This window comes from Bradyrhizobium sp. MI1.3 (genome assembly GCF_055811695.1).
Window position 1 is genome coordinate 55,216 of record NZ_JBVVPQ010000002.1, and the last position, 25,889, is coordinate 81,104.

A 25,889-nucleotide genomic window follows, 5' to 3' on the forward strand; every position below is an offset into this window, starting at 1 on the left:
CTTTAGGCTTGGGCATTCGACACGCGCGCGGCTCGTGCCAGTGCCTGCGTGTCGATGTATTCCCTGATGTTCGTCAGTTTGCCGTTGCGAACGGTGATGGCGAAGACCCAGTCGTCCCTAAACGTCTTGTTCGTGGCTTTGATCTTCCCCTTCGCGAAGCCGACGACCAGGACCCGGTCGCCTTGCGCGACGAACTCCCGGGGTTCGGTGGACGTTTCGACCGACCTGGATGCCGTCTCCAGCAGATCCGTCACCCCGTCGTGCCCGCGATGCGTTCCGGCCAGCGGCCAGTCCTCGCCCGGAATGATCCACTCGATGTCCTCAGTGACCAGCGCCAGCAGAGCCTCTCTGTCGCCACGGCCGATCGCGGCGAAGAAGTCCTTCACGGTCTGGATGTTCTTCTCGATACTCATGGGAATTTCTCCGTTTCGCTCGGATCGGATCGCGCGCGATCCGATCGCATGCTTCGTGTCCCCGTGTTCATCAGCCGAACTTGACCAGATCCTTGAAGATCAGGTGGCCCCAGCTGTTTCCGCGCGCCTGCACGAGCAGTCCGCCTTCGGAAAGCCCGCCGAGTTTGATCGGCGCGAAGCCGAGCTTTTCCGCAAGCGCGACAATTTCCGCTGCGGCAGCGTCGTCGTCGCTCGCCAGGAATACGACTCTCCTGCCACCATGGACGGCCGGATCCTGGCCAAGCACGGCAGCACCCAAATGGTTGAAGCCCTTGACCAGTCGACCGCCGGTGAAGGCTTGCGCGAGGGCCTTGGACGAAGGTTGTCCTCCCAGTTTCTCAGGCGGCACGCCGTAGGCGTTGGTCACATCGATGATGGTCTTGCCCTGCCAAGTGGGCAGCGCCTTCGCGACATCCTGGTGCGACTCGAAACGGACCGCCAAAAAGACGATGTCCGCCTTGACCGCGTCCACCAGCTTTTTGGGAATGATCGAAGGTCCGATCGCGGCCGCGGCGGATGCAAAGCTTTCCGGGTCGCGCGTGGTTGCAACGGATACTTCGACGCCATTGCGGGCAAACGCCCTGGCCAGGGCCTGGCCGATATGGCCGAAGCCGATAATCGCGTAGCTCATGGTGTTTCTCCGATCTTGTGTCGATGGCGCGGTCAGACCTGCGCCATGCCGCCATCGACGGCGAGATCCACGCCGGTGATGTAAGAACTTTCATCGGAGGCGAGGAAAGTGACGGCAGCCGCGATTTCCTCCGGCTTGCCCCTGCGCCCCATCGGGACCTGTGAAGCAAATCCGGCGGCCGCTTGCTTGGCTTGCTCGGCGGTCAAGCCCGTCGTTGTTTCCAGGGCAGGGGTTTCGGTTGGTCCGGGGCTCATCGTGTTGACACGGATCTTGCGGTCCTTCAGCTCCAGCGTCCAGGCGCGCGAGAAGCTGCGCACCGCCGCCTTGCTCGCGGCGTAGACGCTGAACCCTGGCAACCCCTTCACGTTCGACACCGAAGAGTTCAGGATGATCGAACCGCCGTCCCTGAAGAGGGGGAGGGCCTTCTGCACGGTGAAGAACAGCCCCTTCACGTTGACGTCGAAGGTCTGGTCGAAATGGGCCTCGGTAGCCATCGCGAGCGGTGCGATCGTTCCCGCGCCCGCGTTCGCGAAGAGAATGTCGATGTGACCATGTTTCTCTTTCACGACGGCATAGAGCCGGTCCAGATCTTCCAGGCGCGACACGTCGCCGATGACCGTCGTCACGTTTCTCTCGATGAAGGCCGTGGCTTCCTTCAGTTCTTTCTCGCGTCGTCCGGTGATCACGACATGCGCACCTTCGTCCACGAAGCGCTTGGCTGTGGCCAGCCCGATCCCGCTGCTGCCGCCGGTGATGACTGCGATCTTGCCTTCTAGTTTTTTCATGATCTTTCTTCCTTCGTTGTGTGTGTGGGCCAGGCGCGGGACTGCGCCGGGATCAGAGTTGCGCCAGGCCGCCGTCGACGGCGACTTCGCTGGCGGTCATGAAGCTGCTGTCCGACGAGGCGAGAAAGGCCGCGACGGCTCCGATCTCCGAGGGATCGGCCATGCGCTGCAGCGGAGTCATCGCGGCGAAGACCTTCTGTCCCTCTTCGCCCAACGCTTCCTTCGCGAGTTCGGTCGCAGTCGCCCCGGGCGACAGCACGTTGACGCGGATGCCGCTGCCCTTCAGGTCCTCCGCCCAGGTCCGCGCGAGGTTACGCACGGCCGCCTTGCTCGCGCTGTAGGCGCTCATGGCCGGCGCGCCCGTGGTGCCGGCGCTCGATCCGGTCAGGATGATCGAACCGCCCCGGCGCATCAGCGGCAGCGCCTTCTGCACCGTGAAGATCGTCCCCTTCACATTGGTGTCGAAGGTTTCGTCGATATGCGTGGCGGTGATCTTGCCGAGCGCAAGCTGGCTTCCCGCGCCGGCATTGGCGAAGACGATGTCGAGGGTTCCGCGCTCAGCCTTCACCGCCGCGTAGAGTCGGTCGAGGTCGGGCTCATCCGAGACCGAGCCCTTCACCGCGCGGGCATTGGGCCCGAGGGCGGCGACGGCCGCGTCGAGCGCTTGCTGCCGGCGGCCGAAGATGAAGACGAAGGCGCCGTCCTCGATGAAGCGCCTTGCCGCGGCGCGGCCGATGCCGGTCGCGCCACCCGTGATGACTGCAACCTTGCCGTCGAGCTTTCCCATGAATTCTCCTGTCGTGGTGTCGGGGCAGCATCTGCCCCCGAGGACCACGAGATAGGTCCGGCGGCGTCAGGCGTTGAGTGCGGAAGCGCGCACATCGGTGGTGCGAAATCGATCCGGCCGCGCGTCCGACGCCAGCCGCGACGGTCCGCCGTTCGGAACTGGGTCGTATTTGTCGGAACTGGCTATGATGACCTCTCGGACTGCTGTAGGAGGCGTCAGATCCGGGCTTTGGAAGGCGCACCGCGCGGTGCGGGATTGCACCATGATCGACTGGGATGACGTTCGCTATTTTCTAGCCGTCGCGCGCGGAGGCTCGGTGCGGGCGGCCGCCGAGCACCTCGGTGTGAACCACGCGACCGTGCTGCGACGCATCGCCCAGCTCGAGGAACGCCTCGGGGTCCAGATGTTCGAAAAGCTGCCTTCGGGCTACCGCCTGACGGCTGCGGGCGAGGAGGTCCTCGAATTCGCGGACCAGATGGAAGCCTCCTCACACCTGCTGGAGACGCGTGTGTTCGGGCGCGACCAGAGCGTGCGTGGGCGTCTGCGGGTGACGCTGGCGCCGCCGCTTGCGACGCACCTGCTGATGCCCGATTTCGCCGATTTTGCGCGCCTGCATCCTGATATCGAGATGGATATCTTGTCGGCCGGCGAGCTGGCTAATCTGACCAACCGGGAGGCCGACGTCGCGATCCGCGTCGTCTATGACCGCAAAACCCTCCCGCAAAATCTTCACGGCATGAAGGGACCGGAGCTGTTCGGCGCCGTCTACATATCCAGGGATCGGCTGGCCGCCTGGCGCGCGGGCGCGCCTGATCCCTTCCGCTGGATCGTCATCAGCATGCACGGCATCCCGGACTGGGCCAGCGCGGGCGAGGTCCGCACCACGGGCGTTCCATTCAGGACCTCAGACGCCGGGACGCAGATCGCTGCGGTCCGGCAAGGGCTCGGGATCACGACGCTGCCGTGCTTCGTCGGCGATGCCGACCCCCTGCTGGTGAGGGTGCCGGGCACCGAGCTACACATGTACGGAACGGTTTGGCTCCTCACACAGGGCGAGACACGCAAGACCAAGCGCGTGCGGCTCTTCACCGAGTTCGTATCCCGCAGGCTCGCCGCGTACGCGCCGCTTCTCGCGGGGCTGTCCGTATCGCGCGACTGACGTGGGGCAGGTCGGTCCATTCGGATGCCGTCCGGTGGTCGGCCGGGAATGCCTTGAAATACAAGCCGTCCTCCTATATGACCACTGTAGTCATATTGGAGGACTCATGCGAGAGATTCAGCTTCGTGATGCAAAGGCCAACCTCTCCGCGGTCGTCGATGAAGCGGTCGATGGCAAGCCCGCGATCATCACGCGTCACGGTAAAAAGCAGGCGGTGGTCTTGAGCTATGAGGAGTGGCGGCGTCTGTCGCAGGTGCCGAGCTTCGGGCGCCTGCTGATGGCGGCCCCCGTGCGGGCCGGCGATGTGCCGACGCGTAATCGCGCCAAGCTGCGCAAGACCGACTTCTGAGACGTGTATCTCGTCGATACCAATGTCATATCTGCCGCCTCGCCGAACCGGCCGACGCCTGCGGCACTCGTCGCGTGGATGGATGCGCAATCCGCCTCCTTGTTCTTGTCCGTCGTGACGATTGCGGAGGTTGAGGACGGAATAGCCAAATTGCGACGCGAGAAAGCCACGCGCAGGAGTAGAGATTTGGCTCAATGGCTGGAAGCCGTGCTGCACCTGTATGAGGATCGAATCCTGGCGTTCGATACCCCCACTGCGCGGATCGCCGGACAATTGTCGGACCGCGCGCGAGGGCAGGGGCATTCTCCGGGATTTGCCGATATCATGATTGCCGCAACTGCGCGTCAGCACTCGTTGACGGTCTTGTCACGCAACGCGAGGCATTTCCTGCCGCTCGGCGTACCCGTGCATGATCCCTTCGACGAGCTGCCGCCGTCCTGATCATCGCGCAGGCATAGGGAGGGCGTGGCCTCTAATTGGCTGCCCACCGCTACTCCGCCCCAACCGAACCCGCCTGTCGCTGAGCCGCGATCAGCATCTCCACGAACGCCGTCACCTTGGGCGGCCGGAAGCGGGCCGCGGGGTAGACCGTGTGAATGCCGCCGGATGGCAGTTGCCATTGCGGCAGGATGTGAATGAGGCGGCCCGCCGCGAGATCGTCGGCCACCAGGAAGTCTGGCAGCACCGAAAGGCCGCCGCCGGCGAGCACGGCCGCGAGTACCCCCGGCGTCGTGTCGATCGCGATGCTCGCTTGCAGCCGCACAGCGCGTCGATCGAGATCGCCGCGCGAAAACTGCCACAGCAGCGGCTCACGCAGCGCCATGTTGGCGATGAACGGCAGCGTGACGATGTCGTCGGGATCGCGCGCGGCGGCGATCCGATCCGTGAACGCGGCAGCGCCGACCAGACATTGCCGGAACGATCCGATCTTGCGCGCCTGCAGGCTGGAATCGACCAGCCAGCCGACACGGATCGCCATGTCGATCTGGCCTGAGGCGAGATCGACCGTCTGATCTTCGAGCGTCAACTCCACGCGGCAGTTGGGATAGCGCGCCGCGTAGGCGGTGACGACGGCAACGACGACGGCTGTGCCGTAGTCGTTGGGCGCCGTGATCCGCAATGTGCCGGTCGGCGCGGCAGCGGCCTGGGCGAGTTCGTCGAAGGCATCCTCCGCCTCGCGCAAGATCATGGCGCAGCGCGCATGAAACATGCGGCCCGCCTCGGTCGGGTGGACCCGGCGCGTGGTGCGCACGAGCAGGCTGGTGCCGAGATCGCGCTCCAGCTGCGCCACCTGCTGGCTGACCACGGCCTTGGTGATGCCGAGCCGTTCGGCTGCCCGCGTGAAGGATCCGGTGTCCACGACGGCTGCGAAATAGGCGAGGCGGTTCAGGTTCATGGCTCGTCCGGTCATCTATTGTCAGTCAATAACATACATTTTGTCTATTTTGTTGATATTTATCTACCAATTCCCGCGTGCCACATTGCGGTTCAAGGAGATCGCCATGTCCGCGCCCATTCCCATCACCTACCTGTTCGATCCGCTCTGCGGCTGGTGCTACGGCGCCGCCGCGCTGCTCGAACAGCTCGTCGCCCGGCCGGATTTCGCTGTCGAACTTGCGCCGACAGGCCTGTTTGCCGGCGAGGGCGCGCGTCCGATGGACGACGGCTTTGCCGCTTATGCCTGGAGCAACGACCAGCGGATTTCGCGCTTGAGCGGCCAGCCCTTCAGCGAAGCCTATCGCCGCGATGTGCTGGGCGACCGCACGCGCCTGTTCGATTCCGGCCCGACGACACTGGCGCTCACGGCAGTCGCGCTCATGGCCCCGGATCGGGAGTTCGCGGCGCTGAAGGCCTTCCAGCTCGTCCGCTATGTCGAAGGACGCGACAGCACGGACATCTCCGTTCTGTCGGACGTGCTGCGCACGATGAATTTGCCTGAGGTTGCCGCGCGTCTGGCGAGCCCCGACGCTGCACTGATCACCGCTTACCGCGCGCGCCTGGAGGCTGCGCGTGCCGAGATGCGCCGGTTCGGTGCCAACGGCGTCCCGGCCCTCATCGTCGGGACGGGCCATGATCGCCGCCTGATGCAGGCGAGCGCGCTGTTCGGCAGCCTCGACGTCCTCGTCGACGGACTCAAGGCGGCCTGAGCGCCGCGCTCAACAGAGACCGGACCATCCAGTTTGAATTTCGCGATCCCAGACCAGCACCAGGAGACCAACATGCCGACAAGGAGAACCATCATGAAGACCACTCTCGCCGCAGGCGCCGCCGCAGTCTTCGCACCCGCAGGCCTCGGCCATGCCGCCGGCGGGCTCGCCTGGAAGCATTTTCCAGCCGGACAGAACGGCTTCTTCCGGGCACCCGTTCTGGTGTCCGGGCCGAGCGAAGCCGTGCTGATCGATGGCGGCTTCACGCTTCCCGACGGCAAGGCTGTTGCCGACGCCATCAAGGCAACCGGCAAGAAGCTCACCACCATCTTTATCAGCCAGTCGGACCCGGATTATTATTTCAGCCTCGGCGCGATCAAGGCGATCTTCCCCGAGGCCCGCGTGCTCGCGGCGCCCGCGACCGTGGCGGCCATTAACGCCAGTGTGGAAAAGAAGCTTGCGGTCTGGGGACCGCAGCTCAAGGCGAACGGCCCGCAGGTGCTTGCCGATGTGGTGATCCCCGAAGCGTTCGACGGCAAGACGCTCAGCGTGGACGGCGAGACCATCGAGATCGTCAGCGCGGACGGCCTGGTCAACCGGCGCTATCTGTTCGTGCCCTCGCTCAACGCGGTGTTCGGCGGCGTGCTGATCTTCTCGGGCGTCCATGTCTGGACCGCCGACACGCCGACCAAGGAGCAGCGCGGGGCCTGGATCGCCAATCTCGAAAAGATCGCGGCGCGCAAGCCGGCGATCGTCGTGCCCGGCCATGTGTCGGTGGATGCAAAAACCGACCTGTCCGGCGTCGAGCACACCATCGCCTACCTCAAGGCGTTCGACGAAGAGCTGGCCAAGGCCAAGGATTCCGCGGCGCTCAAGGCAGCGATGGAAGCGCGCTTCCCCGGCCTCGGCATGGGCGTTGCGCTCGACATCGGCGCCAAGGTCGCCACCGGCGAGATGAAGTGGGGCTGAGATGGCTCGCAACCTCGATCTGATCCGCGCCACCTATGAGGGATCATCGTCGGAACAGAACGGCCGGAATCTCCTGGCCGCTCTCGCTCCCGATGCCGCGTGGACCGAAGCGGAAGGGTTTCCGTACGCGGGCACCTATGTCGGACCCGACGCGATCATATCAGGCGTATTCCGGCGTCTCGCCACCGAATGGACCGGCTACCGCGCCGATGTTCACACCTATCTCGAAGACGGCGACCGCGTCGCCGCCTTCGGCGTCTACTCCGGGACCTACAACGCGACCGGCAAATCCATGCGCGCGACGTTCGCGCATCTCTATCTGCTGAAAGACGGCAAGATCACCAGCATGACGCAATATGCCGACACCGTGATGGTGCAGAAGGCGCTGGAGCCTGCTGGCCGCTAACAGCCGGCTGACGTCGGAATGTAGAGGAGGGGAGCCCGCGACATGCGGGCTCCCTTTTTTCATTTTTGACGGCTGCTAAACCTTGATGAAGTTGTGTGCGGCCAGCGCGCCGAAGGGCAGGGTTGCCAATCGTCCGCCGACCTCGAGCGAGCCCAGATCCACCGGGAAGAAGCCGGTGCCTTCGATGAGTTTGCGAACCTCGGCCTTTGCGGCAGCGTCATCGCCCGAATAGAACAGTACGTGCCGGCCACCCGCAACGTCCGGATTCGACAGCGCCGCAACGTCGTTATGGTTGAACGCCTTGACCACGCGGGCGCCCGGAACGAATTGGCTGAAGATCTCGCTCGAATGCTTGTCGCCGAGATCGACGGCCTTGATGCCGTAGGCCGCCAGTGGATTGCTCGGGTCCTTCGCATCCGCCGAGTTGGGATCGAGGAATTCCACCGGATTGGTGGCGTCGATGACGATGCGACCGTTCCAGGCCGGCAAGCGGCTGAACACCTTCTCCACATCAGTCCAGCGGATGGCGGCGATGACGATATCGGCGCCGGCTGCCTCTTGCACGGTGCCGGCCTTGATTGAAGGGCCGAACTCCTGAATCAGCGACGCCAGCGATTCCGGTCCGCGGCTGTTGGAGATAGTGGCCGAGATGCCTTTCCTGGCGAGAGCGCGTGCGAGGTTCGAGCCGAGGGCGCCAGAACCGATGATACCAATATTCATGATGGACTCCTGTGAGGTGAGGGGCTTGAAAGAAGGACCGCCAGCGCCCCGAAGGCTGGTCGGTCGTTACTGATCGATGCCGTTCGGCATTGAAGATATTATGTGTCGATGACACGATTACATTTAAGAGCAAAACAAATCACCAGGCGAGCGGAATGGAGAACTTGCCCAGCCGCGCCACCTCGGCTGCAACATCCGCCACTGTCGTTTTTGCGAGTTCAGCCTCGAGCGCCTTGCGCGCGCGGTCCAGGGCGGGTTGTATCGCCGCGATGATGTTGCCGCCGACCGCGCAACTCTCGCAGGGCGGGGTCCGGTGCAGCGAAAACAGCTCGGTGTCCTCGACCGCCGCATAGACATCGAGCAGCCGTATCTTCTTTGCCGGTTTCGCCAGCAAGGAGCCGCCACCCGCTCCGAGCTGCGAACGCGTCAGCCCGGCATCGCTCAGGCGGGACAAAAGCCCGCGGATGACGACGGCACCGGTGTTGGCCGACCAGGCGAGATCCTCGGACCGCAGCGGCTTTCCGTCGCTCACGGCAAGTCCGGTGAGGATATGAACGGCAACGGCGAAGCGGGTGCTGGTCGGCATGACGATCTCGTTTGTGTGTAACCATCACTATTACACACTTTCGGCGATGTCAACACTGGTGCGTCTGCAAGCGGCTGGATGCGCGGCTGTGCCGGAGCTAAAGGCCAGCGCCTTTGGCAACGCGCGCGTGCACGAGGTCATGGATATGACCACCGGCCCCGTCTATACCGAGGTCGCACGACAGGACAGAGCGATGATCGTATGCTCGCAGTCATCACGGTGAAGATATGACTGCCGACGATCTTGGATTTGACGTGAGGAGCCATGGTGGTTTCGGAAGACAACAGATCTCTCGCCCGCTATTTGAGAGATGCTACGCAGGGCTCACCGACGGTTACGAAATATTGGGATGATGCCCACGTCTGCGACGTCGATATCATGATCATCAAGAACGTCCCGGCAGGAGGCGTTTCCACCTATGCCAGCCTCGCGCTCTCCGACGCGAAGACAGGCCTGACGTCCGGCGGCAAGGCCCTGGGCGTCGAGATTTTGCTGGCTCTGGCGACGGAATGCGCCGAGGGCGCCAACATGATCGCGACCTGCGCTTTCAGCATCAAGAAGGGCGAAATCACACTCTTGCCCGGCGTCGTCATTCCGCGAGCCCTGGAACTGTATGGCGAAGGGCGCGAGATGAAGCACGCCATGCTCATCTCTCCGTTCTTGTGGAACCTTGAAACACAGTCCTTCTCGGCCAAGTCCGTCACCTGGCTGCAGGTGCTACCTATTTCGGACGCCGAGCGGGACTACGCGCTGGCGAACGGGCCCGAAGCGCTGGAGGATCTGTTCGAGGACCGACAGATCGACGTATTCGACATCGATCGTCCCAGCGCTCTTTGATACCTTGACCGCCGCTATCCTCGTGGACGCCTGCGACTCGCCTGGCCCGAAGGGTATCGCTTCGCGTCTCGCTACCGCGGCGCCAGCCCCGCGCCGTTTTGAAATGCCAACAGCCCAATGCAGAAAATCGCTGCGCCAACCCACAGCACCACCGGCACCAGGTACGGCGACGAAATGACCTCCAGCACCGGGAATGCTTTGTCTGAAACAAACCTTCTGTGCGCCACCCATGCGGTTGCGACGAGGGGCGTAAAGGCGACACCGAAGTAAAGCGCCCCCAGGACCCAGCCAAAGGCGGTCAAATCCCTGGATCGCGTGACCTCTCCCGCAAAGCCAAGCGCGGCAATTGACACGAACGCGCCCAACGCGCTGATGAGGAGCTCGGCAGCCAGGACGACGATGGATAGAGTTGCATTCATGCTTGGATTCCGTTTGCGAATGAGAATTCCCCGAAGCCGCAGCCCGGATGGCCGCTGACCGCATCAGCCACGATTGAAGTCCTCGAGATCGCGGATAAAGCGTTCGAAGTCGGGCGTCAGCTCGTGCATGTTCGGGAAGTCGGCTCGAAGGGGAACGCCACTTGTGGGTCAAGGGGGTTCCGACAGTTTAGCGCGGAGAGGAAGGTGCTTGCAATCGGCGTGGTCATTCGAACTAGGATTGGCCAGACTCGGCCAAACCGCAAGATCGGTCGAGCGTGTCATGGCCGTCAGGACTAGATGGAGCCGCCACGGAGGAGGGACGATGAAGGCGGCGCTGCAAAACTATCAGGACCGGATGCGACGGGTGCTGGATCATATCGATCGGCATCTCGACGGTGATCTGGATCTGGACACGGTGAGTGCTGTTGCGGCTTTCTCAAAGTATCATTTCCACCGGCAGTTCTCGGCAACCTTCGGATTATCAGTGCATCGCTATGTCCAGCTGGCCCGCATGAAGCGCGCTTCGCATCAACTAGCCTATATGGACGCCCTTGATGTGACGGAGATTGCGATGGATGCCGGTTACGATGCACCGGATGCCTTCGCTCGCGCCTTTCGGCAACGGTTCGGGCAATCGCCGTCGTCCTTCCGGAAGTCTCCCGACTGGGAGCCGTGGCTTGCGGCCTTGGGGCCTCTCGACAATGCCAGGAGCAAGCTCATGCAGAAGATTTTTACCACCAACGACGTGACGATCCGTGATGTGCCCCCGACGCCGGTGGCAATCATGGAGCATCGCGGCGACCCGGCGACGCTTCCCGCCACCATCCAGCGCTTCATCGCGTGGCGCAAGGCGGCGAACCTGCATCCCAGGACAAGTCCGACCTTCACTGTTTGGCATTCCGAGAGGCGTCCGGCGCAGCGGGACGAATACAGCATCGACCTTTGTGTCGGCACCGACCAGCCGATCGCGGCGAACGGCGAAGAGATCAAGACCGGCGAGATCCCTGGCGGGCGCTGCGCGGTGCTGCGCGTCGTCGGCTACACCGACAATCTGGAGCCTGCCGCGCTCTTTCTTTATCGCGACTGGCTTCCAGCCAGCGGCGAGGAAGCCCGCGACTTCCCGATCTATTGCCAGCGGCTGAGCTTCTTCCCGGAGGTGCCGGAGCACGAGACTGTTGCGGACGTTTTCTTGCCGCTGAAGTAGCGACCGCTGACGGCGGCCTGTCGCTTCCAATCACGGAAACCGACAGGCCGCCATTCCCCGATCAAGTCCGCCGCGATCCGCTCCCGCGTTCAACTCGGGAAACGGGTGGCAGCTCGCCGGTGCCTGATGTCTTGTTCGGATCCTGTTTGACATCAGGAGAGTCTCGCGGTGGAACTGGCAAACAAGACGATCATCATAACCGGCGCCAGCAGCGGTATCGGTGCTGCCGCGGCGTCGCTGTTCGCGTTCGAAGGCGCCGATGTGGTGCTCGGGGCTCGTCGCGTCCCCGAGCTGCAGGCGGTTGTTGCAAGCATCGAGAGCGCCGGAGGGCGCGCGACTTTTCTCGCGGGCGACGTTCGGGACACCGGCTATGCTGCCCGCCTTGTCGAGCACGCCGTCACGACGTTCGGAAAACTTGACGGCGCTTTCGACAATGCCGGCATCGTCGGCGAGATGACGCCGGTCCCCGAGATGAGCGTCGAAAACTGGACCGATGTGCTCGCGGTGAATCTCACCTCGGCGTTCGTCAGCGCAAAGGCGCAGATCCCGGCGCTGCGCAAGCAGGGCGGCGGTTCGATCGTTTTCACGTCGTCCTTCGTTGGGTTCAGCAACGGCGGCATGCCGGGAATGGCGGCGTACGCAGCCTCCAAGGCAGGACTGATCGGCCTGGCTCAATCGCTGGGCGCCGAGCATGCGGCCGAAGGCATTCGCGTCAACGCGCTTCTGCCTGGAGGGACCATCACCCCGGCGGCAGGCGAAGGAAATCCCGACGCCCTGAATTTTATCGCCGGGCTCCACCCGATGAAGCGGATGGCGAGTCCCAAGGAGATCGCGCAGGCGGCGGTTTTTCTCCTGAGCGACCGGGCATCGTTCATGACGGGCAGTCCCATGACGGTTGACGGTGGCATGTCGGTGCGCCTGACCTGACGACGAACCCGCCAAGCGCACGACGACGGTCACCTCGGCGCAAACACGGGATGTTCGCCACCAATCGCCATGATACGAAATCCCGTCGTTCGCTTCCGGAGCCCAATATTGATGTCCGCCGCCACCGCCCCGACTCAGCCGCCCGCAAGCGCCGCCGAAACCGATCCCGAAACACTCGGCTGGATGAAAGGCTTCCCGCCTTCCCCCGACCGCACCATCAGTTTCCAGGACGGCTCGTTCCGCAGCTTCCCCGAGCTGCGCTGGGCCTGGAGCAACATCCGCCAGCTGGTGCCGACCGTGAACGTCTGGCGCGGGGCGGGGCCTGCGTCGGCGCTGGCGCGCGAGGACCACGACATCGGCGCGGTCGCCTGCGTCACGATGGACGGGCGTCCCATCACGTTCGCGAAGATGCTCGACGAGACTTACACCGACGGCATCGCCGTGCTGCACCGGGGCAAGCTGATCTATGAGCGCTATTTCGGCGCGTTGAAGCCGCACAAGCCGCATATCGCGATGTCGGTGACGAAGTCGTTCACGGGCGTGCTCGCCGGCATTCTGGTCGCCGAGGGCAAGATCGATCCGCAGGCGCCTGTCGCGGAGTATGTGCCTGAGCTGAAGGCCAGCGCCTTCGGCGATGCGCGCGTGCACGAGGTCATGGATATGACCACCGGGCTCGAATACACGGAGGTCTATACCGACAAGAACTCGCATGTGTGGGGACTGCGGCGCGCCAACGGCATGGCGCCGATTCCACCCGGCTATGACGGTGCGACCACCATCTTCGATTTCCTGGTCGCGCAGAAGAAGCAGGGCGAGCACGGCAAGGCCTTTGCCTACAAGACCGTCAACACCGACGCGCTGGCCTGGATCATCCGCCGCGTCAGCGGCATGACGTTGTCCGATCTGCTCTCCGAGCGGATCTGGCAGCCGATGGGCGCGGAGGAAGACGCGCATTACCACGTCGATCGCATCGGCACCGAAAGCGGCGGCGGCGGCCTGTCGACCACCTTGCGCGACCTCGCCCGCTTCGGCGAGACCATGCGCAATCACGGCCGCTTCAACGGCCGGCAGATCGTGCCTTCGTCTGTCGTCGAGGACATCGCGCGCGGCGGCGATCCCGAAAAATTCAAGCCGGCCGGCTACACCACGCTAACAGGTACGTCCTATCGCAATCAATGGTGGGTCACGCACAACGCCCACGGCGCCTATATGGCGCGCGGCGTTCACGGCCAGGGCATCTATATCGATCCCAAGGCCGAGATGGTGATCGCGCGCTACGCCTCGCACCCCGTAGCGGGCAACGCCGCCAACGACCCCGTGACGCTGCCGGCCTACATGGCGCTGGCGAAGCAGCTGATGGCGGGCGGGTGAGGCCGCCTCACGGCAGCTCCCGCCAGCGCATCGGCAAAATGCCGTCCTGCCTGAAGCTATCGAGGAAGCGGAAGCGGGCGGCTTGCGGATTGGGGCGGGATTCGATCGGTTTGCCCAGGATCTGCACGACGTCGTTCTCGTCATAGGCGGGCCAGGGTGGCAGGTCCGATCCGTTGGGATCGCCATGCGCGGCGAAATTGACCCAATAGGCCATCATGGTCCGCGCCAGCGCGCGGTCCTCTTCGGCCGGCGGTGCCGAGCTGCCGATCACCTGTTGCGGTGTCAGTGTGCCGAACACGAACGGAATTTCAGTGACGTGCGAGGCGATCGGCGTGTAATGCGAGGTATAGCTGAAGTGATAGCCGTAGACCGGCGCTTGTCGCCCGCGCCGATGCAGACGCAGCCACTGCCAGCATTGCTCCCCGACCACATAGTCGCCGTTAAGCGCCGCCGCGGAAGTCCTGGCCTCCGCGTCGGTCGCCGCGGGATAGACCCTCAGGAAATCGGCCATGCGCTCCTTGCCGAACATCGCCTCAGCCGCGGCGACAAAGGCTTGCGCCGATTGGTCGGGGAGTGACTGCGAACGGAAAGGAAATTCTTCGGCGGCATTCCAGCCTGCCAGCAGCGGGATGTGCATCTGTTCGCCGCGAAGGAATCGCCGTGCGGGCACATCAGGCACAACATGACCATCGATACTCGGCGAGAAGGCCGTCACGACCGGGCTGGTCCTGAAACTCCATGGCGCGGCTGCATTCAATCGATCGGCCGGCATGCTGCGCAAAGCTGCGATCGACCCGTTGCCCCGTTGCCGGGCAAAAGCCAGACCACGCGCGCGGGCTTCTTCAAAGCCCTGGAGTGGGCCGTGCTTGCCGTCCCAGAACGCGCCGCTCTGTCCAATGGCCTTGTGAAACAGTCCGTGCGCGAGCGGAGAGGCCATCAAGATGCCGACGGCCATGGCGCCGGCGGATTCGCCGAACAGGGTGACGTTGTCGGGGTCGCCGCCAAAGCCGGCGATGTTGGCCTTGACCCAGCGCAGCGCCGCCAGTTGATCCTGCAGGCCGTAATTGCCTGATGGCGCCTCCATGTCGAGATCGGGATGGGCGAGGAAGCCGAAGATGCCGAGGCGGTAGTTGAAGCTGACGACGACGACACCTTTCACTGCTAGCGCGTTGCCATCGGTTGCAGGATTGGCCGAGGAGCCGAACTGAAAGCCGCCGCCGTGAATCCACACCATCACGGGCCGCTTCTCATCCGCGCGCTTCGCCGCGGTCCAGACGTTGAGATAGAGGCAATCCTCGTCGCGCGGTCCCGGCCGCTGGTCGTTTTCGAGCGCCGATAGACAGCCCGCGCCGAACACGCGCGCATCGCGCACGCCATCCCAGGGCGCCGGCGGTTGCGGTGCGCACCAACGCAGAGGTCCGACCGGCGGTGCTGCGTAGGGAATGCCTTTGAACGCGATCACGCCGCTTGCATCGCGCGGGCCGCCACGCACGAAGCCTGCTTGCGTGCGGACCACTCGTTGCAGCCCGGCTGCTGTCACACTTGTGGAACCATGCATGGTCACATCTCCAGGGCATTCGCACACAAAGCTTGGCCTTCATGGTTCGAGACGCCCGCCTGAGAGCGGGCTCCTCACCATGAGGATTTGCGATTGTGCCGCGAAACAAGACCTCATCCTGAGGAGCCCGCCGACGCGGGCGTCTCGAAGGATGGCCACAGCGAAACCGCTGCCACGCCGAGATCCTATCGACTTTCTTGTTCGCTCGATTTAGATATTCTGCCAATCGATTGCTAAAAACCGGCAAGCATGCGGCAGCCGCTCCGTTTTCCATGGCCTGATCTCGACGTGGATGATGTCTCCGCGCCCGTTATCGCGGTGCGCGTCGACGTGATCGGGACCAAGGGCGAGGTGCCCGATCACAGGCACCGGAAGGGGCAACTTGTCTTTGCGCTGGGAGGCGCCGTGACATGCCGCATTCCCACCGGTCTGTGGATGGTGCCGCCGCATTGCGCAGTGTGGGTGCCCGGGGGCATGCTGCACAGCAACCTCGCGACAGAAAATGCCCGGCTGTTCTTCGTCTATATCGAGCCTGACCGCGTGGACCTGCCGGATCGTTGCTGCACGCTCTCGATCTCCCCGCTGCTGCGTGAAGTGATCGTCGAATTGTCCGATCAGATTGCGGATGACGAGGCGAGGGTGGACCTTCTGGCGCGCGTCCTTCTGCGCGAGCTTCCCCGCATGCCCGTTCAGCAGCTTCATCTGCCGCTCTCGCCCGAGCCGCGGTTGAAGAAGATTGCCGCAGCGCTGGCGAAAAACCCTTCCGATCGCAGGACGCTGGCCGAATGGGCCGATCGCGTCGCGCTGAGCGAGAGCAGCCTCGCGCGTCTCGTCGTCCGGGAGACGGGCTTGAGCTTCGGGCGCTGGCGCCAGCAATTGCATCTGATCGTCGCCTTGCGGGAGCTGACGTCCGGCGCGAGCGTCCAGCAGGTGTCCGCCGATCTCGGCTACGACTCCGTCGCGGCCTTCATCACCATGTTCAAGAAGGCGCTCGGCAAACCGCCGGGGAAATATCTGAGCGGCATTTTCCCTGAATATAAGAGTTGACTTATATTAGCTTCAACCGATATTCATCCTGGCACGAAACGACGAGGAGGAGCGCCATGGAGATCGACGTCGTCAGGGTATTGGGGCTGGTTACGCGTTCGGTGAGGAATTTCGAGAAGGACGGGAAAGCGGCCAGTGCGGTGATACTGACGCGGCTTTACGAAACCAGCGTCGACGATCTCTGGGACGCAGTGACCAGCGAACAACGCATTCCGCGCTGGTTCTTGCCGGTCGAGGGAGATCTCCGGCTCGGCGGAAAGTACCAGCTCAAGGGGAATGCCGGCGGGACCATCACGGAGTGTACGCCGCCGACCCATTTTGCGGCGACGTGGGAATTCGGCGGCGCGATGAGCTGGATCGACGTCAAGCTGACGGCAGAACGAAGCCAGGCGCGGCTGACGCTTGAGCACACCGCGATGATCGAGGATCATTGGAATCAGTTCGGTCCAGGGGCAGTCGGGATCGGCTGGGATCTCGCCATTGCGGGGCTGGAGCGATATGTTGCGACCGGGGCATCGGTCGACCATGAGACGGCCGAGGCATGGATGGGCTCTCCCGCGGGCAAGGAATTCATGACGAGCAGCGGCGAGTCTTGGCGCGCAGCGCATGTCGCAAGCGGCGTGGATCCTGCCTCCGCGAAGCAGCGCTCGGACCGCACCATCGCCTTCTATCGCGGCGAGACGCCGCCCGACGCGGCGCATCCGGGCACAGGAAGCTGATGCAAATCTTCGAGGTCCTCGCCGACCCCGTCCGCCGTCGCATCCTCGAGCTGCTTGCGCCCGGCGAGATCGCCTCCGGCAAGGTCGTCGAAGTGATCGGAGCGGAGTTCGGGATCACGCAGGCCGCCGTGTCGCAGCACCTCAAGGTGCTGCGCGAGAGCGGCTTCGCGACGGTTCGCGCGGAGGCGCAACGGCGGCTCTATTCGGTCGATGCTGCGGGGCTTCGCGCGGTCGACGCGTGGATCGGTCAGTTCCGCAATTTCTGGGAGCCGAAGCTGGATGCGCTGGCGACGGAAATCGCGCGCGGCAAACGCGAGCGTCGTAACGCGCCCATGACCAATCGGAGCGGCAAGCGGGCGTGAAGGCATCGCGGCAAAGGCAAAGTCGCTATCGCGCCGCTTCAGTGAGGCACGAAAGCCGCTGCCAAAACGGCGAGCATGCCAAAGCTGGCGATATTCCAGAACAGCGAGCGGACGAGAGGTATGCCGGATAGGTAAAGCGCGGTGTAGGCGATGCGTCCGCCAAGATAGGCGATCGATCCCCAATAAGTCAGCTCATTGTGAACGCCTGCGGCGTGAGAGATGAGGATCGCTGCGGCAAAGAACGGAAACGTCTCCATGTAGTTGCGGAAATTTCGGTTGAGGCGGCCGGGGATGGGCTTGAGCGGCGGCATCTCGGTGTCGCGCGGGCTCGCAGCCCATCTGAGGCCGTACTGCAGGTTCGCGGCTTGCGCGGCGGCGACAAGCTGTACGAAGCCCCAGACGATTGCGGCGGTCAGCATCGATAGCTCGAAGCTCATCGCCATTGGCTGTCCCTCAATCTGCAAGAATCAGCGCGATCCCGGGTGCCATTCCGGGAGTTTGGGAATCTCGGGATCGAGGTGATCCCAGGCATATCCGCGCGAGCAGAACAGCACGACGGACGGTTTGAACGTGCTGGCATCGTCCAGCGTGCCGACATAGATGCCGATGAACTCCGGCTTCTCGTCCGGCTTGTTGTAGATCGGCGAGCCGCAGTTCGGACAGAACCCTTTGCGCTTGATTGCGCCGCTGTCGGCGGTGCGCTCGATTTCGCGCACCTCGCCTGTCACCGAGACTGCGCTACGCGCGAACACGAAGATGGAGCTGTGGCCGCTGCCGGTATCGCGCTGACAGTCGCTGCACTGACATTGGAAGCCGCGGATCGGCGCGGACGCAATGGTGTAACAAACCGCGCCGCAGGCGCAACGACCTGAATATGTCATTCGTCTCCCTCCCGACGGGGCCGACCGTTCCAATCATATCAGGCTGGTTTGATTTCGCCACATCGAGCAGCCGGCGCTCACTCGCGCGACATCTTCTCGAACTTCTTCACCAGCCGCTCCCTTTTCAGCCGCGACAGCCGCTGGATCCAGAATAGGCCGTCGAGCTGGTCGATCTCGTGCTGGTGGCAAACGGCGCGCAAAGCCTCCGATTCCTCACTCTGCATATTGCCGTCGAGATCCTGATAATTGATCCGCACGCGGGCGTGGCGCTGCACCTCATCGTTGACGCCGGGCATCGAGACGCTGCCTTCCTTGTGCAGGATCATCTCCGGCGAGGCCCATTCGATCTCGGGATTGACATAGGTCTGCGGCCCCTCTTTGGCGTCGAGCTCGAGCACGACGACGCGCAAGGGCACGCCGACATGCGGCGCGGTGATGCCGATGCCGGGTGCGGCGCGCATCGTATCGAGCAGATCGGCTACGAGCTCGCGCAAGCCGTCGTCGAACGCGGTGACGGGGCGCGCGGGGGTCGCGAGCCGGCGGTCGGGATAGCGGACGATCGGGCGAATGGTCATGCAGGCTCCTAGCACTCACGGATGGTTGAAGCATCCCGTTCTTGACGCCCTACCAACTGGAAGGTAGCTAGGGCCATGACCAACGTTTCCTCAACAGCCGACGACATCCTGGCCTGCGCGCGCAGCTTGATCATCGCGGGCGGCTATAATGGTTTCAGCTACGCCGACGTGGCCGATGTTGTCGGCATCCGCAAGCCAAGCATCCACCACCATTTCGCCAGCAAGGTCGATCTGGTCCGCACCCTCGTGTCGCGCTACCGCGCCGAAGCGGAGGCGGGACTGTCCGCGCTCGAGCGCAATGTCCCTGATCCGCGCGGCCAGCTCGAAAACTATGTCGCGTACTGGAAGGTGTGCATCAATGATGCGACGGCGCCGTTCTGCGTCTGCGCGCTGCTGGCCAGCGAGCTTCCGATCCTGCCGGAGGAGGTTGCGCTTGAAGTCCGTGCGCACTTCCGCTCCTTGGCTTCCTGGCTGACCGCCGTCATGGAGCGCGGCAAGCGGAAAGGGCAATTCAAACTCTCCGGCACAGCTCGCGTCGAGGCCGAAGGGTTCATGGCGACCATTCATGGCGCGATGCTGTCGGCGCGTGCCTATGGGGATCCAAAAATGTTCGGTGTGATCACCACCCCGCTGCTGGACCGGCTGGCCAACAAGCATTGAGAGACTTCAGCGAGACGATGCGACAGCGCGCAAGCGGGCTGGAGCGAGGTCGGTTTCGCTGCGCGTAAGAAACTACCAACTAGTAGGTATAGAAGAGACTGCAATGGCAGAATATCAATTGGACCCGGTTCATACCGACCGCGAGCGATGGCTGAAGCAATACTACTTCGTGCGAGCGGCGTTCTCCGTCGCCTGGGTCGCTGCTGCGTTTGCCGCCGGGGCTTCTTCTCCAGTGATCGCCGGCGCCTTGCTCGTCCTCTATCCCGCATGGGACGCTGCAGCCAACTGCGCGGACGCGCTTCGCAGCGGCGGCTTCAATCAGAATCGCACCCAGGTTTTCAACGCTCTGGCGAGCGTTGCGACAACCATCGCAGTCGTTGTCGCTCTGCAAACAAGCATGAACCGGGTTCTCGGAATCTTCGGGGCATGGGCGATTGTGTCCGGACTGCTGCAGCTGGGGACGGCCATCCGCCGCTGGCGGAGTTTTGGCGCGCAGTGGGCCATGGTGCTCAGCGGTGGCCAATCGGCGCTTGCAGGCGGCTTCTTCATCTTTCAGGCGACGACGCCTGCGGTTCCCTCGATCGCGAATGTCGCGGGCTATGCCGCCGTCGGTGCGCTCTACTTCCTGGTCTCTGCGGTCTGGCTCACGGTCGGCGAGTGGCGGCGCGGCGTGGCTGCTTGAAGCCTGTTCGCGAGGGGACGAGATCGATACCGGCGGGATGATGCCATGATGCAGGTGTTTTGCCCGACGAGTCAAACGGCGGTTCCTCGCACGGCAAAGGGCTGCGCTGTAAGTCCTTGATCCCAAAGCGCCCGGCTACTGTGCATGGGGTTGTTTTCGCCGTTTTTGTTTGGCAGGTCACAAAAGCCTGCCGCAAAAACTTGCGTCGGCCTGTCGGTCCACCATGTTCCCATTCGTCTTCCACCCAGACAGACCTGACGGGAGACCAAAAATGAACTCTTCCTCCTATCGCTGGGTGATCGTCGCCGCGGGCGGCTTGCTCGGCTGCGTCGCCATCGGCGGCATGTTTTCGCTGCCGGTGTTCCTGCAGCCGATCGCGAAGGACACCGGCTGGTCGGTGACCGGCATCTCCAGCGCGATGACGATCGGCTTTCTGGCGATGGCCTTCACCAGCATGGCCTGGGGCACGTTGACGGACCGGTTCGGGCCGCGGCCGGTGGTGCTGACGGGATCGACGGTGCTGACCGTGAGCCTGTTCGCGGCGAGCCACGCCACCTCGCTGCTGGCGTTTCAGTTCGTCTTCGGCCTTCTGGTCGGGGCGTCCTGTGCGGCGATCTTCGCGCCGATGATGGCGACCGTGACCGGCTGGTTCGACACCCATCGCAGCCTCGCGGTCTCGCTGGTGTCGGCCGGCATGGGCATGGCGCCGATGACGATGGCGCCGCTCGCGGCCTGGCTCGTCTCCAACCATGACTGGCGCACCGCGATGCAGATCGTAGCGCTGGTGGTTGGCGCCATCATGATCCCGGTCTCGTTCCTGGTGCGCCGCCCGCCGGCGCTCGCGCACGCCGTGGCCGCGCCTGCGGGCGAGGGCGCCGGGCAAGGCGAGATGTCGATGGGGGAGGCGCTGCGCTCGCCGCAATTCCTGATCCTGCTCGCCACTAACTTCTTCTGCTGCGCCACCCATTCCGGCCCGATCATTCACACCGTCTCCTATGCCGTGAGCTGCGGCATCCCGCTCGTTGCGGCGGTGACGATCTACAGTATCGAGGGTTTTGCTGGCCTCGGCGGGCGCATCGCCTTCGGCCTGATGGGTGACCGCTTCGGCGCCAAGCGCGTGCTCGTCTCGGGCCTGCTGTTGCAGGCGTTCGGTGCGCTGGGTTATGTCTTCGCGCACCAGCTCACGACATTCTACGCCGTCGGGGCCGTCTTCGGCTTCATCTATGCCGGCACCATGCCGCTCTACGCGGTGCTGATCCGCGAGAACTTCCCGCTCAAGATGATGGGCACGGTGATCGGCGGCACCGCGATGGCCGGCAGTCTCGGCATGGCCACGGGCCCGCTCGCCGGCGGCCTGATCTACGATGCGTTCTCGAGCTACGCCTGGCTCTATATCGCCTCCTGGGCGATGGGCCTCGGCGCCTTCCTGATGGCGATGAATTTCAAGCCGTTCCCGAAGCCGCGAGCGGAGTTGGCGCCGGCGGCTGCGTAAGCAGCTTCATCGAGGCGCAGCGCTAGAGCTGCGCCTCGATCGCGGGCTTGTCGACGATGGACCACACGTGCCGTATTTTTCCGTCGCGAAATTGATAGAACACGTTTTCGCAGAAGGACACGCGCCTGCCGTTCACATCCAGCCCCAGAAACGTTCCAGCCGGCGTGCAATCGAACGTCAGCCGGGAGGCGATTTGGGGCGGATCGCAGACCAGCAGCTCGATGTTGAAATGCAGATCGGGAATTGAGCGAAAATCCTGCTCCAGCATGGCACGATAGCCGGACAATCCGAACGGTCGCGCATTGTGGACGACGTCACCGTGAACGAACTGTTCGAGGGCGGGCCAATCCTGCCGGTTCAGGCAGGCGATGTAATTGCGGTAGATGTCGGCGAGGTCGGACCTGGTCATGGCGTTGCTCCTGCGGCTCCGGCCATAACGCGGCAACAGGGCGATCGGCGCCCGCGCTCACAGACGTTTTTCGAAGAACAGGTCCGGGTAGGGATCGTCATTGAAGCGGGGGATCTCGCTCCAGCCGCTTCTTCGGTAGAGCTGGCCGGCCTCCGCCAGCGCGCTGTTGGTGTCGAGCCGCAGCAGCTTGATGCCGAGCCCGCGCGCGACATCCTCGCTCGCGTCCATCAGGCGCCGGCCGAGCCGCAATCCGCGCGCCGCCGGTGCGACCCACAGACGCTTGATCTCGGCATAGCCGTGATCCGTGCCTTTCAGCCCGACGCAGCCGACCGGCAGCGTGTCCGACATCGCGACGATGAACGTGCCGCGCGGGCGGCGCATATCCTTGGCGTCAGGATCGCGCGACAGCGAGACGTCAAAGCCCTGCTTGAAGCGGCGGCCGAGCTCGCCATAATATTCGCCGAGGCAATAACGGGCCTGTTCGTTCCGCGGATCCATCTCGTCCAGCGTGACGCGCTCGCGCGTCAATGCGGAAGCAATCAAATCCATCGCCGCCAGCAGCGCCTCGCGTTGTGAATGCTGGGCAAGGAAGCCCTCGGCCTGCGTGTTCGACAGCGCTTCATAGGCCGCGAACTCGCGCCGGCCCGCACGAGTCAACGATACCACGCGGCGGCGCGCATCTTCCTCATGCGCAATGGTCTCGACCAGCCCCTCGTCCTCGAGGCTGCGGAGCAGGCGGCTCATCAGGCCGGAATCGAGGCCGAGATAGTCGCGGATCTCGGCCACGTCCGAACGTCCATGCCCGATCGCGTTGAGCACGCGCGCCGCCCCCAACGGCCGCCCGCGCCCCAGGAATGACGTGTCGAGCGCACCGACAGCGGACGTGACGGCACGGTTGAAGCGGCGGACGCGGGAAACAGGGTCGAGCATGATATATCTGACTTTAGTCAGGCATATCATCGATGTCAATCAGCGCAGGCTTTCGCTTCGGCACCGGCTGCACTTCACTCGAGGCCCAGCGCCTTGCGGGACTTCCGCGTGAGTTTCGCCGCGACCAGCGCGTGCGCCTGCGCCAGATAGCTCGTGAGCTCGGCGTCTGATAGCGCGTTGTTGCCGACGAGCTGCACCCACTTGGCGCGCGCCAGATAGGGCGCCGGCCGCGCAAGGCCGTGCTCGATCAGCATGGCATAGGCCATGTTCGAGACCTTGAACATGTAGCCGCCGGAGCGCGCGGCAAAGCCGCCGCCGAGTGCGAACATCTTGCCGCCGACCTTGAACACGGAGGTGCCCTCCCACTGCACCACCTTGGTGACGGCGGGCAGGCGCAGGCAGCGGGTTTCGAAGGTATTAGGAGTCATCGCCCGAGCGATAGCACAGCGCACGCGGCAAGGACACGAGAGGGACGAGCGTTGTCGCCACAGGGATGATGCAGTTGCGCGCCTCTTTGTGAGTTGTGCCCCCGCTGCGGACCGTTACCATGCGCCGGCGGCCGTGGAACACGGGAGCCGACATTGTGACCGGGAGGCGACATGAGTGGGCGGGAACGCAAAGCAAAAGGATCCGACCTGTTCGTCGCGGCGCTTGAGAACGAAGGTGTCGACCGCATCTTCGGCGTGCCCGGCGAGGAGAACCTCGATCTGGTGGAATCGCTCCGCACCTCCAAAATCGAACTGATCCTGACTCGCCACGAGCAGGCCGCCGCCTTCATGGCCGCGACGCACGGGCGGTTGACCGGCAGGCCCGGAGTTTGTCTTTCCACGCTCGGCCCGGGCGCGCTCAATCTGTCGACGGGCGCGGCATATGCGCATCTTGGCGCGATGCCGATGATCTTGATCACCGGCCAGAAGCCGATCATGAGCAGCCGGCAGGCGCGTTTCCAGATCGTCGATGTGGTCGCCACCATGAAGCCGTTGACGAAACTGTCGCGGCAGATCATCAGCGCCTCCAGCATCCCCACCGTGGTCCGCGACGCGTTTCGCGTGGCGATGGAGGAGCGGCCAGGGCCCGTGCATCTCGAACTGCCCGAAGATATCGCAGGCGATGAAGTGCCTGAGGTCCCGGTGATCCCGGTTCATCCGATCGAGATCCCGGTCGCCCATCGCGCCGCGCTCGACCGCGCCGCCGAGATGATTTTGGCCGCGAAGCATCCGCTGGTGATGATGGGCGCTGCGACCAGCCGGCCGCGCGCGACACACGGCATCGCCAGTTTCGTGCGGCGGACCGGCATTCCCTTTTTCACCACGCAGATGGGCAAGGGCACGGTGCCCGGCGGCACCAATCTCTACATGGGCACCGCCGCGCTGTCCGAGCGCGACTACGTTCATGACGCGATCGACTCCGCCGATCTGATCGTCGCGATCGGTCACGACCCGATCGAGAAGCCGCCCTTTATCATGGGACCATCGGGCCCCAAGGTGATTCACGTCAGCTACACACCGGCCAGCGTCGAGCTGGTCTATTTTCCCGATGCGGAAGTCGTCGGCGACGTCGGCCCCAGCCTGGAGCTGCTCGCCGACCGGCTCGAAGGTAAGCTGCCGCAAGCCGCCGCGCTGCTGCCACTGCGCGAAAAGATCCTTACGCAGATCGCCGACCGCGCCACAGAAGCGCGCTGGCCGCCGATGCCGCAACGCATCGTGCACGACATTCGGCAGGTCATTCCGGAGAACGGCATCGTCGCGCTCGACAACGGCATGTACAAGATCTGGTTCGCGCGCAACTACCGCACCCGCGTCGCCAACACGCTGCTGCTCGACAATGCGCTGGCGACGATGGGCGCCGGGCTGCCGTCGGCGATGATGGCCGCGATGCTCTATCCGGAGCGCCGCGTGCTCGCGGTCGCCGGCGACGGCGGCTTCATGATGAATAGCCAGGAGATGGAGACCGCCGTCCGCCTCAAGCTCAATCTCGTCGTGCTGGTGCTCGAGGACAACGCCTACGGCATGATCCGCTGGAAGCAGGCCGTCGATCACTTCGCCGATTTCGGCATGACCTTTGGCAATCCCGATTTCGTCCTGTACGCGAGGGCTTATGGAGCGAAAGGACATCGCATCGAGAGCATCGACAGCTTTGGCCCGACCTTGGATGCCGCCTTCAAGGAGGGCGGCGTGCATCTGGTCGTGATCCCGATCGACTATTCGGAGAATGTGCGGGTGCTCGTTGAGGAGCTGCGGGCGCGGGAGAAGTCGAAGGCGTGAGTTTGTGCGATGCTGCTGCCCCCGCGTCATTGCGAGCGAAGCGAAGCAATCCAGGTTGTCTCCGCGGGGGCGGCCTGGATTGCTCGGTCGCTTTGCTCCTCGCAATGACGGAGTATGCGGGCCGGCCTGAATACGATAACAAGTCGCGTCCATATCATCCAATCAACCACAGGAATAAGAACATGGCTCGCGTTCGCTGTATCACCGAGATGGGCATGGGCGTCGACGTCCACGGCAGGGACGCCACCAAGGCGGCGAAGCGTGCCGTGTCTGACGCCATCAGGCATTCGAGCCTCGGCTTCTTCCGGATGATCGACAAGACTGCGAACGACATGTTCGTGGACGTCACGATTGCGGTGCCGAATCCCGAAGCCGTCGACAAGGACGCGGTCGCGAAGGAGCTGCCTTACGGCACTGTCACCGTCAACGCGGTGAAGGGCGGGCTAGAGATTCCCTCGGCCCCGGAACAGGGCAACGACCCCATCCTCATCGCCAATGCCGCCGTCATCGTCAGCTTCGAGAAGGAGTGAGACGGTGTCCGACGGTGACGTGACGCTGCTG

General features: G+C 63.9%; 33 protein-coding genes. 18 read left to right on the forward strand and 15 right to left on the reverse strand.

The features are described from left to right. Positions 1 to 2: 2 nt before the first annotated feature. The 4 genes from AC0L3A_RS01355 to AC0L3A_RS01370 all read right to left on the reverse strand — a co-directional run bounded on the left by AC0L3A_RS01355 (position 3) and on the right by AC0L3A_RS01370 (position 2,655). A complete protein-coding gene (locus AC0L3A_RS01355; RefSeq protein WP_219683245.1) occupies positions 3 to 413 on the reverse strand; it encodes a nuclear transport factor 2 family protein in 411 nt (136 codons plus the stop codon). A 70-nt stretch (positions 414 to 483) separates the two neighbouring features. After that, on the reverse strand, positions 484 to 1,083 hold the full coding sequence (locus tag AC0L3A_RS01360; protein WP_473253436.1) for an NADPH-dependent F420 reductase: 600 nt from the start codon (positions 1,081 to 1,083) through the stop codon (positions 484 to 486). A gap of 32 nt (positions 1,084 to 1,115) precedes the next feature. Continuing rightward, the gene (locus AC0L3A_RS01365; RefSeq protein ID WP_473253437.1) at positions 1,116 to 1,868 is read right to left on the reverse strand and encodes a glucose 1-dehydrogenase; all 753 of its coding nucleotides are present in this window, start codon (positions 1,866 to 1,868) and stop codon (positions 1,116 to 1,118) included. 52 nt (positions 1,869 to 1,920) lie between these two features. Beyond that, positions 1,921 to 2,655: an SDR family NAD(P)-dependent oxidoreductase gene (locus AC0L3A_RS01370; RefSeq protein ID WP_007592172.1), complete on the reverse strand. Its 735-nt coding sequence runs from the start codon at positions 2,653 to 2,655 to the stop codon at positions 1,921 to 1,923. Between the two features lie 262 nt (positions 2,656 to 2,917). Between AC0L3A_RS01370 and AC0L3A_RS01375 the strand changes: the two genes are divergently transcribed. From AC0L3A_RS01375 to AC0L3A_RS01385, 3 genes are all read left to right on the forward strand, one after another. After that, entirely contained in the window at positions 2,918 to 3,814 is an 897-nt protein-coding gene (locus AC0L3A_RS01375; protein ID WP_219683242.1) for a LysR family transcriptional regulator, read from the forward strand. A gap of 106 nt (positions 3,815 to 3,920) precedes the next feature. Continuing rightward, positions 3,921 to 4,163 (forward strand): type II toxin-antitoxin system Phd/YefM family antitoxin, encoded by a 243-nt coding sequence (locus AC0L3A_RS01380; RefSeq protein ID WP_007592169.1) that lies wholly within the window; start codon positions 3,921 to 3,923, stop codon positions 4,161 to 4,163. A 3-nt stretch (positions 4,164 to 4,166) separates the two neighbouring features. After that, positions 4,167 to 4,604 carry a type II toxin-antitoxin system VapC family toxin gene (locus AC0L3A_RS01385; RefSeq protein WP_219683241.1) on the forward strand — a complete coding sequence of 146 codons (438 nt, stop codon included), beginning with the start codon at positions 4,167 to 4,169 and terminating at the stop codon, positions 4,602 to 4,604. A 49-nt stretch (positions 4,605 to 4,653) separates the two neighbouring features. On the opposite strand, the gene AC0L3A_RS01390 is transcribed toward AC0L3A_RS01385, so the two are convergent. Further along, complete coding sequence (locus tag AC0L3A_RS01390; RefSeq protein ID WP_473253438.1) at positions 4,654 to 5,559, reverse strand: LysR family transcriptional regulator; 906 nt, start codon at positions 5,557 to 5,559, stop codon at positions 4,654 to 4,656. A 106-nt stretch (positions 5,560 to 5,665) separates the two neighbouring features. Between AC0L3A_RS01390 and AC0L3A_RS01395 the strand changes: the two genes are divergently transcribed. From AC0L3A_RS01395 to AC0L3A_RS01405, 3 genes are all read left to right on the forward strand, one after another. Beyond that, a complete protein-coding gene (locus AC0L3A_RS01395) occupies positions 5,666 to 6,310 on the forward strand; it encodes a DsbA family protein (RefSeq protein WP_354127937.1) in 645 nt (214 codons plus the stop codon). Between the two features lie 72 nt (positions 6,311 to 6,382). Continuing rightward, positions 6,383 to 7,279, forward strand: coding sequence for an MBL fold metallo-hydrolase (locus AC0L3A_RS01400; protein WP_219683238.1), 897 nt, complete (start codon positions 6,383 to 6,385; stop codon positions 7,277 to 7,279). 1 nt (position 7,280) lies between these two features. Beyond that, the gene (locus tag AC0L3A_RS01405; protein WP_473253439.1) at positions 7,281 to 7,685 is read left to right on the forward strand and encodes a nuclear transport factor 2 family protein; all 405 of its coding nucleotides are present in this window, start codon (positions 7,281 to 7,283) and stop codon (positions 7,683 to 7,685) included. Between the two features lie 75 nt (positions 7,686 to 7,760). Here the strand turns inward: AC0L3A_RS01405 and AC0L3A_RS01410 are convergent, their stop codons facing one another. Together AC0L3A_RS01410 and AC0L3A_RS01415 are read right to left on the reverse strand one after the other, a co-directional pair. After that, on the reverse strand, positions 7,761 to 8,405 hold the full coding sequence (locus AC0L3A_RS01410) for an NADPH-dependent F420 reductase (RefSeq protein WP_473253440.1): 645 nt from the start codon (positions 8,403 to 8,405) through the stop codon (positions 7,761 to 7,763). A gap of 139 nt (positions 8,406 to 8,544) precedes the next feature. Further along, entirely contained in the window at positions 8,545 to 8,991 is a 447-nt protein-coding gene (locus tag AC0L3A_RS01415; protein ID WP_007592157.1) for an Rrf2 family transcriptional regulator, read from the reverse strand. Between the two features lie 378 nt (positions 8,992 to 9,369). Here AC0L3A_RS01415 and AC0L3A_RS01420 point away from each other — a divergent pair, with 378 nt between their 5' ends. Next, the gene (locus AC0L3A_RS01420) at positions 9,370 to 9,828 is read left to right on the forward strand and encodes a suppressor of fused domain protein (RefSeq protein WP_473253442.1); all 459 of its coding nucleotides are present in this window, start codon (positions 9,370 to 9,372) and stop codon (positions 9,826 to 9,828) included. 71 nt (positions 9,829 to 9,899) lie between these two features. Here the strand turns inward: AC0L3A_RS01420 and AC0L3A_RS01425 are convergent, their stop codons facing one another. Next, a complete protein-coding gene (locus AC0L3A_RS01425; RefSeq protein WP_473253443.1) occupies positions 9,900 to 10,247 on the reverse strand; it encodes a hypothetical protein in 348 nt (115 codons plus the stop codon). Positions 10,248 to 10,569: 322 nt separating this feature from the next. Here AC0L3A_RS01425 and AC0L3A_RS01430 point away from each other — a divergent pair, with 322 nt between their 5' ends. From AC0L3A_RS01430 to AC0L3A_RS01440, 3 genes are all read left to right on the forward strand, one after another. Then, a complete protein-coding gene (locus AC0L3A_RS01430) occupies positions 10,570 to 11,451 on the forward strand; it encodes an AraC family transcriptional regulator (protein WP_007592151.1) in 882 nt (293 codons plus the stop codon). Positions 11,452 to 11,619: 168 nt separating this feature from the next. Continuing rightward, the gene (locus AC0L3A_RS01435; protein WP_473253444.1) at positions 11,620 to 12,378 is read left to right on the forward strand and encodes an SDR family oxidoreductase; all 759 of its coding nucleotides are present in this window, start codon (positions 11,620 to 11,622) and stop codon (positions 12,376 to 12,378) included. A gap of 111 nt (positions 12,379 to 12,489) precedes the next feature. Further along, positions 12,490 to 13,749, forward strand: coding sequence for a serine hydrolase domain-containing protein (locus AC0L3A_RS01440; RefSeq protein ID WP_473253445.1), 1,260 nt, complete (start codon positions 12,490 to 12,492; stop codon positions 13,747 to 13,749). A gap of 7 nt (positions 13,750 to 13,756) precedes the next feature. On the opposite strand, the gene AC0L3A_RS01445 is transcribed toward AC0L3A_RS01440, so the two are convergent. Then, the gene (locus tag AC0L3A_RS01445; protein WP_473253447.1) at positions 13,757 to 15,307 is read right to left on the reverse strand and encodes a carboxylesterase/lipase family protein; all 1,551 of its coding nucleotides are present in this window, start codon (positions 15,305 to 15,307) and stop codon (positions 13,757 to 13,759) included. A 249-nt stretch (positions 15,308 to 15,556) separates the two neighbouring features. On the opposite strand from AC0L3A_RS01445, the gene AC0L3A_RS01450 reads away from it, so the two are divergent. From AC0L3A_RS01450 to AC0L3A_RS01460, 3 genes are read left to right on the forward strand one after another with little or no spacing between them, the layout of a single operon-like run. Continuing rightward, a complete protein-coding gene (locus AC0L3A_RS01450; protein WP_473253448.1) occupies positions 15,557 to 16,354 on the forward strand; it encodes an AraC family transcriptional regulator in 798 nt (265 codons plus the stop codon). Positions 16,355 to 16,410: 56 nt separating this feature from the next. Continuing rightward, positions 16,411 to 17,073, forward strand: coding sequence for an SRPBCC family protein (locus AC0L3A_RS01455; RefSeq protein ID WP_473253449.1), 663 nt, complete (start codon positions 16,411 to 16,413; stop codon positions 17,071 to 17,073). After that, positions 17,073 to 17,435, forward strand: a complete 363-nt coding sequence (locus AC0L3A_RS01460) for an ArsR/SmtB family transcription factor (protein ID WP_473253451.1) — start codon at positions 17,073 to 17,075, stop codon at positions 17,433 to 17,435. The genes AC0L3A_RS01455 and AC0L3A_RS01460 overlap by 1 nt, the downstream gene beginning before the upstream one ends. 38 nt (positions 17,436 to 17,473) lie before the next feature. Here AC0L3A_RS01460 and AC0L3A_RS01465 read toward each other — a convergent pair whose 3' ends face one another. From AC0L3A_RS01465 to AC0L3A_RS01475, 3 genes are all read right to left on the reverse strand, one after another. Further along, entirely contained in the window at positions 17,474 to 17,878 is a 405-nt protein-coding gene (locus tag AC0L3A_RS01465; protein WP_473253453.1) for an MAPEG family protein, read from the reverse strand. Between the two features lie 24 nt (positions 17,879 to 17,902). Continuing rightward, positions 17,903 to 18,316, reverse strand: coding sequence for a GFA family protein (locus tag AC0L3A_RS01470; protein ID WP_219683229.1), 414 nt, complete (start codon positions 18,314 to 18,316; stop codon positions 17,903 to 17,905). A 77-nt stretch (positions 18,317 to 18,393) separates the two neighbouring features. Beyond that, positions 18,394 to 18,891, reverse strand: coding sequence for a peptide deformylase (locus AC0L3A_RS01475; protein WP_473253455.1), 498 nt, complete (start codon positions 18,889 to 18,891; stop codon positions 18,394 to 18,396). 75 nt (positions 18,892 to 18,966) lie between these two features. Between AC0L3A_RS01475 and AC0L3A_RS01480 the strand changes: the two genes are divergently transcribed. The 3 genes from AC0L3A_RS01480 to AC0L3A_RS01490 all read left to right on the forward strand — a co-directional run bounded on the left by AC0L3A_RS01480 (position 18,967) and on the right by AC0L3A_RS01490 (position 21,725). Further along, the gene (locus tag AC0L3A_RS01480; RefSeq protein WP_473253456.1) at positions 18,967 to 19,551 is read left to right on the forward strand and encodes a TetR/AcrR family transcriptional regulator; all 585 of its coding nucleotides are present in this window, start codon (positions 18,967 to 18,969) and stop codon (positions 19,549 to 19,551) included. A gap of 103 nt (positions 19,552 to 19,654) precedes the next feature. After that, complete coding sequence (locus AC0L3A_RS01485) at positions 19,655 to 20,233, forward strand: DUF308 domain-containing protein (RefSeq protein ID WP_473253457.1); 579 nt, start codon at positions 19,655 to 19,657, stop codon at positions 20,231 to 20,233. Positions 20,234 to 20,504: 271 nt separating this feature from the next. After that, positions 20,505 to 21,725: an MFS transporter gene (locus AC0L3A_RS01490; protein WP_354127948.1), complete on the forward strand. Its 1,221-nt coding sequence runs from the start codon at positions 20,505 to 20,507 to the stop codon at positions 21,723 to 21,725. Positions 21,726 to 21,747: 22 nt separating this feature from the next. On the opposite strand, the gene AC0L3A_RS01495 is transcribed toward AC0L3A_RS01490, so the two are convergent. The 3 genes from AC0L3A_RS01495 to AC0L3A_RS01505 form a co-directional block, all read right to left on the reverse strand. Next, positions 21,748 to 22,134 (reverse strand): ester cyclase, encoded by a 387-nt coding sequence (locus AC0L3A_RS01495; RefSeq protein WP_007592129.1) that lies wholly within the window; start codon positions 22,132 to 22,134, stop codon positions 21,748 to 21,750. Positions 22,135 to 22,191: 57 nt separating this feature from the next. After that, positions 22,192 to 23,064: a bifunctional helix-turn-helix transcriptional regulator/GNAT family N-acetyltransferase gene (locus AC0L3A_RS01500; protein WP_473253458.1), complete on the reverse strand. Its 873-nt coding sequence runs from the start codon at positions 23,062 to 23,064 to the stop codon at positions 22,192 to 22,194. A 74-nt stretch (positions 23,065 to 23,138) separates the two neighbouring features. Beyond that, positions 23,139 to 23,492: an MmcQ/YjbR family DNA-binding protein gene (locus AC0L3A_RS01505; RefSeq protein ID WP_007592125.1), complete on the reverse strand. Its 354-nt coding sequence runs from the start codon at positions 23,490 to 23,492 to the stop codon at positions 23,139 to 23,141. A 171-nt stretch (positions 23,493 to 23,663) separates the two neighbouring features. Between AC0L3A_RS01505 and AC0L3A_RS01510 the strand changes: the two genes are divergently transcribed. Beyond that, entirely contained in the window at positions 23,664 to 25,328 is a 1,665-nt protein-coding gene (locus AC0L3A_RS01510; RefSeq protein ID WP_473253459.1) for an acetolactate synthase large subunit, read from the forward strand. A 182-nt stretch (positions 25,329 to 25,510) separates the two neighbouring features. Further along, a complete protein-coding gene (locus AC0L3A_RS01515) occupies positions 25,511 to 25,858 on the forward strand; it encodes a Lin0512 family protein (RefSeq protein ID WP_007592122.1) in 348 nt (115 codons plus the stop codon). Positions 25,859 to 25,889 lie beyond the last annotated feature (31 nt).